The organism is Aminobacter sp. Y103A, assembly GCF_030294925.1.
GTDB lineage: Bacteria > Pseudomonadota > Alphaproteobacteria > Rhizobiales > Rhizobiaceae > Aminobacter > Aminobacter ciceronei.
This window is the reverse complement of record NZ_AP017986.1, coordinates 2,903,401-2,918,432: the sequence shown is the minus strand read 5'-3', so window position 1 is coordinate 2,918,432 and position 15,032 is coordinate 2,903,401. Positions and strand designations below refer to the sequence as shown.

Below are 15,032 nucleotides of genomic sequence, written 5' to 3'. Positions count from 1 at the left end.
CCCTGGCCCAGGCGCGTCCTTGCCTGTTACAGCTTGCCGCGCGGCTCCCTGGGCATGCCGAGCCCTTGCTCGGCGATGATGTTGAGCTGGATTTCGTTGGTGCCGCCGTAGATCGTGTCGGCGCGCGCAAAAAGGAACATCTGCTGCAGGCGTTCGCGGCGCGGATCGTCTGAAACGACGTTGGCATCCATCTTCAGCACGTCCATTGCGAGCCGGCCAAGGTCGCGGTGCCAGTTCGACCACTGGTACTTGTAGGTCAGCGCCTCGCGCCGCGTTTCCGGCGACTGGTCGTCACTCAGTACGCGCATGGCTAGGTAACGCATGGCGCGCAGGCCGGTCCAGGCATAGGCGACGCGTTGGCGGATGGCAGGCGAGCGGTCGGAGCCGTTCTCCTTTGATATCTCGACGATCAGGTCGAGTTCCTGCTGGAAGCTCATCTGCTGGCCGAGCGTCGAAATGCCACGCTCGAAACCGAGCAGCGCCATCGCGATCTTCCAGCCGTCGCCGGGCTGTCCCAGAACATCATCAGCCTTGGCACGCGCGCCATCGAAGAACACCGAATTGAACTCGGCGCCGCCACCGATCTGCTTGATCGGATGGATTTCGACGCCCGGCTGGGCGAGCGGCATGAGCAGAAAGATCAGGCCATTTCGGCCGACCGAGCCTTCCTCGCAGCGCGCCACGACAAAGATCCAATCGGACAGATGCGCCAGCGAGGTCCACACTTTCTGGCCCGACACGACCCAATCGCCTGTTACAGGGTCGAGCCTGGCCCGGGTCTTGATATTGCCGAAATCCGAACCGGCGCTCGGCTCGGAATAACCCTGGGCCCAGAACTCTGTGCCGCTCCGGATGCCTGGCAAAAAGCGCTTCTTCTGCTCCTCCGTGCCAAAAGCGATCAGCGTCGGCCCCATCAAGCCCTCGCCGATATGGCCTATCCGACCGGGACCGCCGGCGCGGCTGTATTCTTCCTGGAACGCGACCTGTTCGGCGACCGACAGGCCACGCCCGCCATGTTCTTGAGGCCAGCCCGGGCAGGTCCAGCGGCCGGCGGCGAGTTCGCGCTCCCATTCCTTGCGCAGTTCCGGCAGGACGTCGCCCTCGCCCGAACCGCCGCGATATTTCAGTTCGGCAAACGTGCCGCTGAGATGGCTTGCCATCCAGTCGCGCACCTCTGTGCGGAAGGCGTTCAGGTCGCTCATTTCACACCTCCGTCACCGAAGACAGATGCGGCAATGCGGTCGAGTTGCGCCTCACGCGCGCCAAGCAGCGCGGCATTCGCTTGCGCCCGCTTGAAATAGAGATGAGGGTCGTATTCCCAGGTGAAGCCGACGCCGCCATGCAGCTGGATCGCCTCCTCGGCGGCTCGGAACTGCAGGTCGGAGGCGAGCACGCGCGCCCCAGCGATCTCCAGCGCGCTTTCTGCTGCGTCGGAAATGCCCAGACCTTGAGCGGCTCCGAAGATCAGCGACCGCGCCTCGGCAATTTCGACCACCAGCTTGGCGCAGCGGTGCTTGATCGCCTGGAACGAGGCAATGGTGCGGCCGAACTGAACACGCTCGGCGATGTAGGCAAGCGTCACCTCATGCGCGCCTTGCGCCGCGCCCAGTTGTTCGGCGGCAAGTCCGAGATTGGCAAAAGCGAGTGCCTCGCGGAACTGGCCGGCGCTGACGCACCCTTCATCGATACGGCTCTCGGCGGAAACCTCCATGGCCAGTTCGAGTGCAGCAACCGGACGCGTCCGATCAAGTACCTCGAGTGGCGCAACTGACTGTCCTGCGTCGCGCGCCAGCGCAAACAGCGCCGTCGCTCCGTCTTCCAGCGCTGCCGGTACAAGCACGATATCGGCCGCCTCGAGGTCGATGACCTGCGCGACCTTGCCGTCCAGCCTGTAGCCACCGTCGGTCCTGAGAGCTTTGACCGCAACCGTCGCCGCCGGATCGGCCACTGAAAGATCGGCATAGGCGACGGTCACGGCCATTTCGCCCGCGGCTATGGCGCCAAGATACTTCGCCTTGGCGGGCTCGCTTCCGGCCGACTGCAGGAGTGGTGCCGCCAGGCACACCGTCGACCAGAATGGCACGCAGGCAAGGCGTGCACCTGTGAGTTCCATCAGGATTGCCACCTCGGTGGCGCCGAGCCCCAGTCCGCCGAATTCTTCCGGGACAGCCATCGCGCACCAGCCGAGCTCACGCGAAATGCTGGCCCACAGCCCGGCGTCATGGCTCGCGCCAGTGTCGACGATCAGCCGGATCGCCTCGGAGGAAGACTGTTCACGCAGGAAGCGCTGGGCTTCCTCGCGGATCATCTGCTGGTCTGGTGTGAATTCGAGCATGCGGTCCTGTCGGGCACGGATTGGAGCGGCGCCGCTGCGCCTGAAGTGGCAAAGCGCTTCATGCCGGATGCCACCGGCCAGCGCCAGCAACATCGTCCAAATGTGGGATGCTGGTGCTTGGCCCGCCCTAGTCTACTCGCCTCAGACGGCCGGCGCGAAGCGGTCGCGCATTGCACTGGAGGAGACTATGGCGCTCAAGCGTTTCGACAACAAGGTGGTGCTGATCACCGGCGCCGCATCCGGCATCGGCCGCGCGACCGCCCTCCGCCTGGGCTCCGAGGGGGCAACACTGATCCTCGCCGACCGCAACGTCGAAGGCGCAAGACAGGTCTGCGCCACCGCGGCCGCGCAATACGGTGTCCGCGCCGACGCCATCGCCTATGACGCAGCCGACACCGCCTCGGCGCGCCGTATGGTCGATGACGCGCTGGCGCTGCACGGCCGCCTCGATTGTCTCATCAACAATGCCGGCATCTACCGGCGCGATCATTTCGCCAACCAGACCGGCGAAGACTGGTCGCTGGTGTTCGGCATCAACCTCGAGAGCGTTTTCCACATCGTACATCAGGCGTTGCCGGCACTCGTCGCCTCGCGCGGCAATGTCGTCTCAACGGCGTCCACCGCCGGCGTGCAGGGCATCGCCTATGCCGCAGCCTATGCCGCATCCAAGGCCGGCATCATCGCCATGACCAAATCGCTGGCGACGGAGTACGCCCCCAAGGGCGTACGCTTCAACGCCATCTGCCCCGGCCGCGTCCGTACCGAGATCGGCACCGGGCTGCAGCCGATCGAGAACCAGGACCCCGACATCATGGTCAAGCCGCCCAAGCTTGCCGGCAAGGAAAGCGGCGAGCCCGAGGACATCGCCAGCGCTTTCGCTTATCTGGCCTCCGAGGAGTCCTGTTTCGTCACCGGCGCCTTGCTGGTCGTCGATGGCGCCCAGACCGTGGGTTGAACGCCAAGAAGGCGCGCCGGGCCTGACGCCGGCGCCTGATGTCAGCCCTTGTGGGCGTGCGCGGTGATGACTGGCCTGTTCGTCCACGTGCCGTCGGCCGTCTGACGCCATCCGCCGGCGGCAAGCGCGCCGCCGTCGAGGTTGATGGTCGTACCGGTGATCCAGCTCGACAGCGGCGACGCCAGGAACAGTGCGGCGCCCGCCGTATCGTCAGGCTGTCCATAGCGTCCCAGCGGCATCCAGCGCTTGATCATGTGCTGGTGCTCTTCCGGGATCCATTTCAGGATCTGGATCTGCTCTGTCTCGGTCGTCTCCGGCGCGATCGCGTTGACCCTGATATTCTCAGGCGCGAGTTCGAGCGCCAGGCTCTTGGTGAAGCCGGTGATCGCGGTCTTGAATGCGCTGTAGACGGCAAAGTTGGGAATGCCGCGGAAGGCCTCGATGGTCGAGATGTTGATGATGCTGGCGCTCTCACCCCGGCGCAGCAGTGGCAGTGCGGCATGCGTCATCAGGAAGATGTGCTCGAGGTTGACACCGTAGAGCGCGTTCCACTCCTCGCGCGTCGTCTCAGCGAACGGCTTATGGACGCCGAGGAAGTCACCGACATTGTTGACCAGCACGTCGAGCCGGCCGAAGCCGTCCCTGACCCGTGCGATCACCTTGTCAACGGCAGCCGCGTCAGTGACGTCGGCGCAGAGGACGATGTTGCAGACGCCGGCGGCATCGAGTTCGGCCCGCACCTTGTCGGCGCGACCCTGGTCCTTCTCGGCGACGACCACGATTGCTCCGCAGCGGCCGAAGGCCAGCGCGATGGCGCGTCCAATTCCGGCGCCGGCGCCGCTGATCAGAGTGACCTTGCCGAGAAGGGAGTTGGCCATGCCGGCGAGTGAGGTGTCTGTCATGTCAGTCTCTTCATTTCAAATGGAGTGGCGGCTTTCTTCAGCCGGCGCGAAAAGTCATGTCGGTGCGCCGGTGGGCGAACTTCCAGCCATCAGTGGTGCGGACGAAGCGGTCGAAATAGCGCCCGACCACGCGCGGCAGTGTCGCCTTCGGATCGTTGCGGCTGGTGCCGTGAAAGGTGAAGATCGCAACGCCGCTCGCATTGTCTTCATCGATCACATCGATGACGATGTTGTGCGCCATGTGGATCGTGGTGTCGGTCTGCGCCTTGGCGTCAAGATAGGCGCTCATTTCGGCATGGCCTCTGAGTGGCCCTTTCCAGGTCTCCCACAAGCCGTCAGGCGCCCACAGCGCGACGAGCTCCTCGTGCCTGTAGTCGTCGACAAGCACGCAATAACGCTGCACCAGCTTGGCGCATTCGTGTTCGGCGGCGATCCGCTCTGCAAGATCCATCCCATCCTCCCCTGATGTCCGGCCACCGTCGCGTCAGACGAAAATGCCTTCATCCTCCAAACGAACGATGGCGGACGCGTCGAGTGGGTCAGCTATGAGCCGACAAACGGCAGCGGAGGACGGGAAATGTCTGATATCGAAGCGCGATTTGCGGCATTGGAAGCGCGCATCAAAGGACTGGAAGACCAGTTGGCCATCTATCAGCTGATCGCCACCTATGGCCCGTCGGTCGACAGCCGCACCGCCAGTGCCACCGCTTCGCTCTGGGCCGAAGCTGGTGCATATGATTTCGGTGGAGATCCGCTCGTCGGTGCCGACAATGTCGGTTCGCTTGTCAACATCGAACCGCATATCCACTACGTCGCCGATGGTTGCGCCCACGTGCTGAGCATGCCCCACGTCACCGTCAACGGAGACACGGCCGTGGCCACCGGCTACTCTCGTGTGTACCTCAACCAGGGCGACCACTGGCGCGTCGAACGCGCCAGTGCCAATCGCTGGGAACTCGTCCGCACGTCAGAAGGTTGGCGTGTCCAGAATCGCATCAACCGTCTGCTCAACGGCCAGCCCGAAGCGCGCGACCTTTTGTCGAGCAGCGTGAAAAGCTGAGCTGACCGGCTTACGGCAGTCCTCAGGCCCAAGCAGGCGCCTGCGCTGGCATCGTCCGAACGTGGGATGTCCGCCTGAGCTTGTCCGTTCAGGGTGGCCGGCTGGGAGGACACGAAATGAATACACTTCAGGGCAAGTCGGTGGTCATCACCGGTGCCGGATCCGGGCTGGGCGCCGCCTATGCGCGCCATGCCGCAAGCCTTGGCGCAGCGATTGTCGTCAACGACATCAGCGTCGACGCCGCGCGGTCGACGGTCGAATCGATCGTGGCATCGGGCGGCAAGGCCGTTGCACATACCGGCGACATCTCGTCCTGGAGTTATGCCCAAGAGCTGGTCGACGCCTGCATCGATGCTTTCGGCGCCATCACAGGCGTCGTCAACAATGCCGGCATTCTCCGCATCGGCAAGATTCTCGACCTCACCGAGACGGACATGCGCCGCATGGTCGAGATCAATCTCATCGGCACCGCCGCCTGTGCCAGCCATGCAGCCCGGCGTATGCTCGCCGCAGGCACGGGCGGCTCGATCATCAATGTCGCCTCTGGCTCCCAGGCCGGTGACGTCGCCCTTGGCGGATATGGCGCCACCAAGGGCGGGGTGGCATCCCTTACCTACAGCTGGGCCATGGAACTGCGTGGCACCGGCGTGCGTGTCAACGCGCTGTCGCCTCTGGCGGAAACCGCAATGGCCGCCCAGAACAAGGCGCTGATGGCCGAGCAGGCAGCGAGCCGCGAGGTGCACTACGCCGCCCTGCCCGACGCCGACGTCAACGCGCCGGTCGTCAGCTTTCTGCTTTCCGACGCCGCCGAGAAGATCAACGGTCAGGTCGTCCGCATCGCCGGCAAACAGTTGTCCTTGGTCACCCATCCACTGATCGCCGATCCGGTCCTGGAAGGCGACTGGAGCTACGGGGCGGTTGCCGAGGCTTTCGCCGGGGCTCTGGCGGGCAACCAGCAGCCGCTTGGTCTCGGCTACCAGAGGAAACCCAATTGAGCGGCATGGAACACAGGCCGGTCGCCGTCGTCACCGGCGCCAGCCGCGGTCTCGGCCGCGGCATCGCGATTGCGCTCGGCGAAGCGGGCTTCATCGTCTATTGCACCGGCCGCAGCGATCGTAAGGCCATCGGCCCATGGGGCGGAACCGTCCGCGACACTGCCGAGGCGATCGACCAGGCCGGCGGCAAGGGCATCGTTGCCATTTGCGATCACCTTGACGACAGCCAGACCGAGGCCCTGTTCAAACGCGTCGACGCAGAACAAGGACGTCTCGACCTGCTCGTCAACAATGCCTTCGCCATGCCTGATTGGGCCGTACCGGACGGCAATTTCTGGGAGCGCCCACTGTCGCTCTGGCGCGACATGATCGATGTCGGGCTGCGATCGAGCTATGCGGCAAGCCACTTCGCCGCCCCGATCATGGTCCGCCAGCGCTCCGGCCTGATCGCCAACACCTCCGGCCCCGGCGGCAAGATCTACCGTCACAGCCTGCCCTACGGCGTCGGCAAGGCCGGCCAGGACAAGCTGGCCCACGACATGGCGCACGAATTGCGCCCCTTCGACGTCGCAGCGATTTCACTGTGGCCGGGCCTGATCGGCACCGAGCGCACGCTTGCCGGCATCGCCGCAGGTGGCGTCGTCGGTGACACTGCCGGCAACCTGCCGCATATCGAGACGCCGTTCTTCATCGGCCGTGTGCTGGCGGCGATCCATGCCGCCGGCGACGCCATGACGCTCAGCGGCGGCACCTTCTATTCGACCGAACTGGCTAGCCGCTATGGCGTCATCGATGCCGATGGACGCCTGCCTCAATCGCGCCGCCCGCTGTTCGGTGCTCCGCTCTATCGGCCGATCTCCGGTGAGGCCGGTGAAGCCAGATCATGACACTGACGCCTGACGACGAAAATCCTGCATCGCGGCAGGCTTACAGAAACGCGAAGCGTATTATATTCGATCCGGCCAGTAGCCTGGGCTTTGGGCGATTCGACCCCCGGTTGTCGAACGCAGCGTCGAACATCCAAAGCGTGGAGTTGCTGATTTGAGCAGGATGGCGCGTATGGCACAGATGGATGGCAGCGCAGGCGCAGAATATCTCGATCGCGACGGCTCGGTCCGCGCGTCGACCAATCCGCGCAAGGAGCTGGTGCGCGAACAGCTGATCGACATCGCCGCGGAGCTGTTCGACAGCAAGGGCTACGTCCAGACCAGCATCAACGACATCGCCCAGGCGCTCGGCCTCGGCCGCTCGGCCGTCTACCACTACTTCCGCAACAAGGAAGAAATGCTGGCAGCACTCGTCGAGTCGGAAGCGCTGACGCCGTCACACCGGCTGCAGGAGCTGATGGCCGAGCCCGGCCTGTCGCCAACCGAGCGACTGCGCCGCGCCATCGTCGACGGCATCGTCCGCCGCCTGTCTTCCGGCTCGCGCTTCATCCTGTTGTCGCGGCTCGAAACCCAGATCCCCGAGGCGCTCGGTCCGCTCTACAACCAGGGCCGTCGCCACATCTATGATTTCTACGTCCGCTGCATCTCCGACGGTATCACGTCAGGCGAGTTTCGCACTGTCGATCCCAAGGTTACCGCCTTTGCGGTGATCGGCATGGCCAACTGGACATCGCGCTGGTACTCGCCATCAGGCGCCAAGACACCGCAGGAGATCGGCGAGATCATTGCCGACATGGCTCTGGCCGGCCTGCGTGCCCATCACGACCAGCCGCGCGATGCCGAAGCCGTGCGCCAGACCATCTCGGGACTGCGCCAGCAGATCGACGAGCTGGAAAAGCTGGTCAAATAGCAAAGGGCCGCCGGTTGTTCCGACGGCCGCGGCTGACAGCAATTTCAGCGAAATCAGTCGAACGTCACGCCGGCATGCTGGATGAAGGCGCTGTAGGTGTCGAAGCGGATGATCGGATGCGTGCCGGCGTAGGCGCGGATATGGTCCAGCACCGCCTGGCGCGATCGGCGCCACATCGGCGGCACGATCTCCAGCATCGGTCCGTAGAGGTCAGGCGAGCGGTAATAGAGGATCGACTGGTCCTGGCCGGCGACGCGGATTTCGTAGTCGCGCTCATAGCCGGCAGCCTCGACGCGAGCCGTCGCCTCGGCATGGTCATGCACCCAGAAACCCAGATGCTGCAGGCCCTCACGTCCGGCCGCCAGGAAGTCCGTGTAGGGTGACGAGGCGTTGTTGGTCTGCTCGATCAGCTCGATCTGCACATCACCCATGTAGCCGAAGGCGAGCTTGAGCTCGACCTCGACCGGCTGGCCGCGATGCCAGGTGGTGCTGACGGGCTGGCTGACGCCGCGCTCCATGAAGATGAATGGACCGACGCCGAAACATCGATCCAGTGGCGCATCGCCTTTTCGATGTCGCGGACGACAAAGCCGAGCTGGGTTGCAGGCCCCAGAATGGGTTTGAGCCCCTGTGCAATTCCGAGATCGGTCATCGTCCCTTCCCAAAGGAGCGCCGTGCGTCCATTGGGACGAAGGGCGCTCCTATATCCCTACTCTGTGCGATCAGTTGAAGATTTCAAACAGGCCGGCAGCCCCCATGCCGCCGCCGACGCACATGGTAACGACGCCGTATTTCACACCGCGGCGCCGGCCCTCGATCAGCACATGGCCGGCCGTGCGCGCGCCGGTCATGCCGAACGGGTGGCCGACGGCGATGGCGCCGCCGTTGACGTTGAGTTTTTCCGGGTCGATGCCGAGCGTATCGCGGCAGTAGACCGCCTGGCTGGCGAAGGCTTCGTTGAGTTCCCAAAGGCCGATGTCGTCGACCTTGAGGCCGTGCTTCTGCAACAGCTTCGGCACCGCGAAGATCGGCCCGATGCCCATTTCCTCTGGCGCGCATCCGGCGACCGCCATGCCGCGATAGGCGCCCAGTGGCTTGAGGCCGAGTTGTTCGGCGCGCTTTGCCTCCATGACCACCAGAGCGGCAGCACCGTCCGACAGCTGCGACGAATTGCCGGCAGTCACATATTCGCCCAGCTTGATCACTTCGCCGTCGGCGAAAACCGGCTTCAGCTTGGCCAGGCCCTCGAGATTGGTGTCGGCGCGGAAACCCTCGTCCTGCGCCAGCGTCACGTCCTGGAAGCTGGTCTCGTTGGTGTCCTTGTTGACCACCATCTTGCGAGAGGCCATCGGCACGATCTCGTCGTCGAAGCGGCCGGCCTGATGGGCGGCAGCCGTGCGCAACTGGCTGGCGAGAGAGAACTCGTCCTGGGCCTCGCGGCTGATGCCGTATTTCCTGGCGACGATCTCGGCGGTCTCGATCATTGTCATGTACATATGCGGCCACTGCGAGGTCACGGCCTGCGAGCGCGAGCGATAACTGTTCTTATGCTTGTTCTGCGTCAGGCTGATCGATTCGACGCCGCCGGCAACGATGGTTTCCATGCCGTCGACGATGATCTGCTTGGCCGCGATCGACACTGCCATCAGGCCCGACGAGCACATGCGGTCGATCGACATGCCGGGCACGCTGTCAGGCAGTCCCGCGGCCGCTGCGGTCAGGCGGCCGATATTGTAGCCCTGCGTGCCCTGCTGGGCCGAGCAGCCCATAATGACGTCCTCGACGGCGTCGGGGGCGATGCCGGCACGAATGACGGCCTCGCGCACCGCGTGGCCCGACAGCGCCGGTGCTTCAGTGTCGTTGAAGGCGCCACGGAAGGCCTTGCCGATGGGGGTGCGGGCGACGGAAACGATGACGGCTTCGCGCAAAGGATTGCTCCAGAACAGTTGTTGTCGGCAGGGAACCAGGCAGGCAACGCAGAGGATATTTTCTGCTGCGAAGCGCCCGGAACCGAAGTTTTCCAACTACTTGCTAGGAGCGACGGGGCGGCCGAACATCGTCTGAAAAGACTAACGGCGGGTCCATGACACGCATCGATTGCGAACGGCCGATGCGGAAGAGGCAACGGCGCGGGCAACCGAACCCGCGCCACAGATGCGATCAGACGTGATAGCCGCCGTCGACATTGATGACCTCACCGGAGATGAAACCGGCGCGGCTGGAGGCCAGGAACGACACCGCTTCCGCGATGTCCATGGCCTTGCCGTTGCGGCGCAGCGGTGTGTTCATGGCCGCCGCCTGCATGTACTTGTCGTCGATATAGCCGAGCTTGCTGAGTTCCGTGTGCTGGCCGGTCTCGATGATGCCGAGCGCTACGCCATTGGAGCGGATGCCGTAGCGCCCCTCTTCCTTTGCGACGCCCTTCATCAGGGCATGCACCGCCGATTTCGGCACCACCGAGAGGCCGTCGGCTGCGGCAAAGCGATATTGCGCCGAGCTCTGGCAAGCGACGATGGAACCGCGTGCCTTGCGCAGATGCGGAATGGCATAATGGACCACATTAAAGAAGCCGAAGGCGTCCTGCATCAGGTGCTTGCGCATCTGCTCGGGCTCAATCTTGCTGAGATGGATCAGCGGTACGAGCGGCCCGGCGGCATAGACCACCGTATGGATGCCGCCATTGGCTTCCGCCACACCGTCGATGAAGGCGCGGGTCGCCTCAACATCCTCGATGTTGAGTTTGTAGATGGAGGCATTGCGCCCCTCGCCGCGGACCGCTTCGGCTGCAGCTTCCGCCTTGGCCTGGTTGCTGTGATAGGTCAACGCCACGTCGCAACCGTCGCGCGCCAGCACCCGGCAAATCTCGGCGCCGACGCCGCCGCTGCCACCGATGACGATGGCCGCTCCTTCGGCCGGATACAGTCCGCTCATGTCGATCCTCCCTTATGATTTCATCGCCAGTTCGGCATAATGCCAGCCGAATTCGGCCACCGGCCGCGCCAAGGCGCCGGCCTCGCGAGCGTGCGCGCTCGCCGCATTGCCGTCGACCACGCGCTTCATGATGCCCTGGCGGATGCCGGAGACGCGAAACAGGCTGTAGGCGAGATAGGCGTACCAATGCCGGTCGGAAACGCCGTCCTGCCCCGTCGCCTTGAGATAGGCGTCGCGATAACTGCGCTCGTCGGGAATGCCGAGTACGCCGATGTCGAGGTCACCCAGGCCGCGATAGGGTTGATTGGGCAGGCGCCAGGTCAGCATGTGATAGGCGAAATCCGCCATCGGCTCGCCCAGCGTCGACAGCTCCCAGTCGACGACTGCCAGCACCCGCGCTTCGGTCGCGTGGAAGATCATGTTGTCGATGCGGAAGTCACCATGGATCAGCGACGTCCGTGTTTCAGGCGGGATATTGTCGGGCAACCAGTCGATCAACCGGTCCATCGCCTCGATCGTCTCGGTCTCGGACGCCCGATACTGCTTGGACCATCGTGCCACCTGGCGGGCGACATAGTCTCCCGGCCTGCCGAAATCCTCGAGCCCGGCCGCCTTGTAGTCGGTGGTGTGCAGCGCCGCTGCAACGCGGTTCATCTCGATATAGATGGCCTTGCGCTCCGCAGGCGATTGCTCTGGCAAGGCAGGCGCCCAGAACGAGCGTCCCTCGACAAAATCCATGACGTAGAACATTGCACCAACGATGCTGTCGTCGTCGCAGAGCAGCCGCGCGCCGGCCACAGGCACGTCGCTGTCGCGCAAGGCACTGATGACGCGGAATTCACGGTCGACGGCATGCGCCGAGGGCAACAGCTTGCCGTCGGGCTTCTTGCGCAGCACCAGCTTGCGCTTGCCGTCGAATGACAACAGCATGGTCGGGTTGGACTGGCCGCCGCGGAAGCGCTCGACCGAGAGCTTGCCCTCGCAGCCGTCAATGTTGGCCTTGAGGTAGGCGTGCAGCCGCGCGACGTCGATCTTGCTGTCGGCGGCGAGCGGCTCGGTTCCGACGAAACGGCTGGCATCCATGGCGCGCCTCCCGCTCAGTCCACGTATTTGGCGAGTTCGATGCGCCCGATCTGGTTGCGGTGTACCTCGTCTGGCCCGTCGGCGAAGCGCAGCTTGCGGGCATGCGCATAATAATTGGCCAGCACGAAGTCCTGCGAAACCCCGGCAGCGCCATGCGCCTGGATCGCCCAGTCGATGACCTTGCAGGCCATGTTGGGGGCGGCCACCTTGATCATGCCGATTTCGGCGCGCGCCGCCTTGTTGCCGACGGTGTCCATCATATAGGCGGCCTTCAGCGTCAGCAGGCGAGCCTGGTCGATCAGGATGCGGGACTCGGCGATGCGCTCGAGCGTCACCGACTGTTCGCCGATCGGCCGGCCGAAGGCGACGCGGCTCTTCACCCGGCGGCACATCAGCTCCAGGCAGCGTTCGGCAAGGCCAATCAGGCGCATGCAATGATGGATGCGGCCGGGTCCGAGGCGGCCTTGCGCGATCTCAAAGCCCCGGCCTTCGCCGAGCAGGATGTTGGATGCCGGCACCCGCACGTTCTCGAACAGCATGTCCATGTGGCCGTGCGGTGCATCGTCATAACCGAACACCGTCATCGGCCTCAGCACCTTGATGCCTGGCGTGTCCATCGGCACCAGGATCATCGACTGCTGCTGGTGCTTGGCAGCACCCGGGTCGGTCTTGCCCATGAAGATCAGCAATTCGCAGTGGCGGTCGCCGACACCTGATATCCACCACTTGCGACCATTGATGACGTAGTCGTCGCCGTCGCGGACGATCGAACTCTGGATGTTGGTCGCGTCACTGGAAGCGACGTCAGGCTCGGTCATGGCGAAGGCCGAGCGGATCGACCCGTCGAGCATGGCAGGCAACCAGCGCGCCTTCTGCGCCTCGGTGCCATAGCGCTCTATGGTTTCGATGTTGCCGGTGTCAGGTGCCGAGCAGTTGAATATCTGCGACGAGAAGTGCACCCGGCCCATGACTTCGCAGAGCGGTGCATATTCGGTGTTGGTCAGGCCCGCGCCATGCGAAGAATCCGGCAGGAACAGGTTCCACAGCTTGGCCGCCTTGGCCTTGGCCTTGAGTTCCTCCAAGACAGGCGGATGGCCCCAGCGGTCGGCTTCGACCTCTTGGTGATAGCGGCGCTCGTTGGGATAGACATGCTCATCCATGAAGGCATTAAGCCGTTCGAGCAGGCTTTTTGTCTTGTCGCTGTATTCGAAGTCCATCTTGCGTCCGTCACTGCCATTCCAGGAAGAGCCGCCGGCAGCGAGTGCCGGCGGCGGGTTCGTCAGGCGGCGCGGACGCCGGGAGGATTGCCCTTCAGGACGGTGGCACGGACATTGTGCGGGTCGAGCCTGGCGATGATCGCCATCTGCTCCTCGGTCGGCGCCGCGGTGGTGGTCATGCCTTCGGCGCGCAGCAGCGGGAAGCCGGTCGCGTCCTGCACCTGCTCGAAGGTGACGCCAGGATGCAGCGACAGCACCTGCGCCGCATGATCAGGACCGTTGAAATCGAACACGCAGAGGTCGGTGATGACTACGCCGAGCTTGACGTCGGCGGGCTTGGCGCCTTCCGGCCAGTTCTTGGCGTTGTAGCCTACGCTCGCCACCACATCGACCTCACCCTCGACGAAGGTGCGCTTCGAGTGGCTGGGCAGGAACATCGAATTCTTGTGGCAGATCGAGTTGCCGGGGAAGCCGCGGACGCCAAGCATGGCGACCTTAGGCTTCTGGAACTCTCCGCCAAGTGCGGAGATGTTGCCCTGACCGTAGCGGTCGACCTGCACTGGCGTCACCATGGCGTGGCGGCGCCCGCTCCAGACGCTGTCGAAGACCCTGCCGTAAGGCATCCAGCCGGAAAACTTCGGCTTGTAGTCGCCGCGCGGCCCGAGCGGGATCGGGTCCTCGACAAGATAGGCCTCGCCGTCGGTCATCATGATCCCGGGCGCGCAGGTGAGCTTGGCAAGACCGGCCGCAAGACGCGGCAGCGGGCCGATGCCGGTGGCGAGAACCTCACCATCGGAGGCCCAGGCCTGTGCACCGACAGCTACGATCAGTTCGGCAAGCGTGAATTCTTTTGCAGTCGTCATGTCGTGTCCGATCAGAAAATGGGGAGCGGCAGGGCGCGGATCTTGGCTTCGCCGCCAACGCTCGAGGCGTAGCTGGCATCGCCGCCCTTCACATATTGGTCGAAATAGCGCTGCCAGCCGCCCTCTTCACCAGCTGACGCGGCGTAGTCCTTGAGGTGGCCCATGTCCCAACCATAGGCCTCATGCGCAGCCGTCGGATGCGCACCGAGCGGTGCCGACACCACGCCAGTCACCAGGCAGCGTTCGAACAGCTGGCTCTTGGCCTTGTCGGAGTGTTCATCCCCGATGCGGTCGACCAGCACCTCGGTGGTAACGAACACCTTGTCGGCGGCACGAGCGAACAGGCCATCGAAGAACGGATCCGGACCGTCGGTCTGGGTGTTGCCCAGCCGGTCGGCGCGGCTCGCATGGATCAGCGCCACGTCGAGCTTGATCGCCGGCATCGCCAACAGCACTTCGCCGTCGTCATAGGGCGACTTCACCGTCTTGAAGTGCGGGTTGTACTTCATGACGTCGGAGCCGAGGCCGACGCGGGTCGCCGCAAACGGCAGGTTGTGGCCGGCTGCCTGCAGGCCGAGCAGCAGCAGGCCCTCGTCCAGCTCCGACACCTCGACCGCTCCGGCTTCGCGCGCCTTGCGGAAGTAGGGTTCGATCGGCATCGCGTCGAGCGACACGAAGCCGTAGATCAGCTTCTTGACCTTGCCCGCAGCACAAAGCATGCCGATTTCCGGCCCACCATAAGCCACCAGCGTCAGGTCCTTGAGGTCCGAGCGCAGGATCTCGCGCACCAGCGCCATCGGCTTGCGCCGCGGACCCCAGCCGCCGAAGCCGATCGTCATGCCGTCGCGCAGCTGGGCGACGACCGCTTTCAGGTCCATTTCCTTGTTCATAGCA

Annotated in this window: 16 protein-coding genes; 5 read left to right on the top strand and 11 right to left on the bottom strand. The window is 64.3% G+C overall.

From position 1 onward, the window contains the following. Positions 1 to 26 precede the first annotated feature (26 nt). Both Amn_RS14260 and Amn_RS14255 read right to left on the bottom strand, forming a co-directional pair. Positions 27 to 1,202 carry an acyl-CoA dehydrogenase family protein gene (locus Amn_RS14260; RefSeq protein WP_067962098.1) on the bottom strand — a complete coding sequence of 392 codons (1,176 nt, stop codon included), beginning with the start codon at positions 1,200 to 1,202 and terminating at the stop codon, positions 27 to 29. Then, positions 1,199 to 2,335, bottom strand: a complete 1,137-nt coding sequence (locus Amn_RS14255; protein WP_083948771.1) for an acyl-CoA dehydrogenase family protein — start codon at positions 2,333 to 2,335, stop codon at positions 1,199 to 1,201. Before Amn_RS14255 ends, Amn_RS14260 begins: the two co-directional genes overlap by 4 nt. Positions 2,336 to 2,522: 187 nt before the next feature. On the opposite strand from Amn_RS14255, the gene Amn_RS14250 reads away from it, so the two are divergent. Continuing rightward, complete coding sequence (locus tag Amn_RS14250; RefSeq protein WP_067962102.1) at positions 2,523 to 3,290, top strand: SDR family NAD(P)-dependent oxidoreductase; 768 nt, start codon at positions 2,523 to 2,525, stop codon at positions 3,288 to 3,290. 41 nt (positions 3,291 to 3,331) lie between these two features. Here the strand turns inward: Amn_RS14250 and Amn_RS14245 are convergent, their stop codons facing one another. Together Amn_RS14245 and Amn_RS14240 are read right to left on the bottom strand one after the other, a co-directional pair. Then, positions 3,332 to 4,192, bottom strand: a complete 861-nt coding sequence (locus Amn_RS14245) for an SDR family NAD(P)-dependent oxidoreductase (RefSeq protein ID WP_246670849.1) — start codon at positions 4,190 to 4,192, stop codon at positions 3,332 to 3,334. Between the two features lie 37 nt (positions 4,193 to 4,229). After that, positions 4,230 to 4,643, bottom strand: coding sequence for a nuclear transport factor 2 family protein (locus Amn_RS14240; protein WP_182574171.1), 414 nt, complete (start codon positions 4,641 to 4,643; stop codon positions 4,230 to 4,232). 126 nt (positions 4,644 to 4,769) lie between these two features. On the opposite strand from Amn_RS14240, the gene Amn_RS14235 reads away from it, so the two are divergent. The 4 genes from Amn_RS14235 (at position 4,770) to Amn_RS14220 (ending at position 8,044) form a co-directional block, all read left to right on the top strand. Next, positions 4,770 to 5,252 carry a nuclear transport factor 2 family protein gene (locus Amn_RS14235; protein WP_083948589.1) on the top strand — a complete coding sequence of 161 codons (483 nt, stop codon included), beginning with the start codon at positions 4,770 to 4,772 and terminating at the stop codon, positions 5,250 to 5,252. A gap of 116 nt (positions 5,253 to 5,368) precedes the next feature. Further along, positions 5,369 to 6,247 carry an SDR family NAD(P)-dependent oxidoreductase gene (locus tag Amn_RS14230; RefSeq protein WP_067962107.1) on the top strand — a complete coding sequence of 293 codons (879 nt, stop codon included), beginning with the start codon at positions 5,369 to 5,371 and terminating at the stop codon, positions 6,245 to 6,247. Positions 6,248 to 6,252: 5 nt separating this feature from the next. Next, a complete protein-coding gene (locus tag Amn_RS14225) occupies positions 6,253 to 7,134 on the top strand; it encodes an SDR family NAD(P)-dependent oxidoreductase (RefSeq protein WP_067962109.1) in 882 nt (293 codons plus the stop codon). Positions 7,135 to 7,306: 172 nt separating this feature from the next. After that, a complete protein-coding gene (locus tag Amn_RS14220; protein WP_246340694.1) occupies positions 7,307 to 8,044 on the top strand; it encodes a TetR/AcrR family transcriptional regulator in 738 nt (245 codons plus the stop codon). 53 nt (positions 8,045 to 8,097) lie between these two features. On the opposite strand, the gene Amn_RS14215 is transcribed toward Amn_RS14220, so the two are convergent. From Amn_RS14215 to Amn_RS14185, 7 genes are all read right to left on the bottom strand, one after another. After that, positions 8,098 to 8,562 (bottom strand): VOC family protein, encoded by a 465-nt coding sequence (locus Amn_RS14215; protein ID WP_286288350.1) that lies wholly within the window; start codon positions 8,560 to 8,562, stop codon positions 8,098 to 8,100. Between the two features lie 204 nt (positions 8,563 to 8,766). Beyond that, complete coding sequence (locus tag Amn_RS14210) at positions 8,767 to 9,972, bottom strand: acetyl-CoA C-acyltransferase (protein WP_067962115.1); 1,206 nt, start codon at positions 9,970 to 9,972, stop codon at positions 8,767 to 8,769. A 232-nt stretch (positions 9,973 to 10,204) separates the two neighbouring features. Then, positions 10,205 to 10,975: an SDR family NAD(P)-dependent oxidoreductase gene (locus Amn_RS14205; RefSeq protein ID WP_067962117.1), complete on the bottom strand. Its 771-nt coding sequence runs from the start codon at positions 10,973 to 10,975 to the stop codon at positions 10,205 to 10,207. Positions 10,976 to 10,987: 12 nt separating this feature from the next. Beyond that, on the bottom strand, positions 10,988 to 12,058 hold the full coding sequence (locus Amn_RS14200) for a phosphotransferase family protein (protein WP_067962120.1): 1,071 nt from the start codon (positions 12,056 to 12,058) through the stop codon (positions 10,988 to 10,990). 14 nt (positions 12,059 to 12,072) lie between these two features. After that, complete coding sequence (locus tag Amn_RS14195; RefSeq protein ID WP_067962122.1) at positions 12,073 to 13,275, bottom strand: acyl-CoA dehydrogenase family protein; 1,203 nt, start codon at positions 13,273 to 13,275, stop codon at positions 12,073 to 12,075. A gap of 62 nt (positions 13,276 to 13,337) precedes the next feature. Beyond that, positions 13,338 to 14,138, bottom strand: a complete 801-nt coding sequence (locus Amn_RS14190) for a CoA-transferase subunit beta (protein WP_067962124.1) — start codon at positions 14,136 to 14,138, stop codon at positions 13,338 to 13,340. Positions 14,139 to 14,149: 11 nt separating this feature from the next. After that, positions 14,150 to 15,028 (bottom strand): CoA transferase subunit A, encoded by an 879-nt coding sequence (locus tag Amn_RS14185; RefSeq protein ID WP_067962126.1) that lies wholly within the window; start codon positions 15,026 to 15,028, stop codon positions 14,150 to 14,152. Between the last annotated feature and the right edge of the window lie 4 nt (positions 15,029 to 15,032).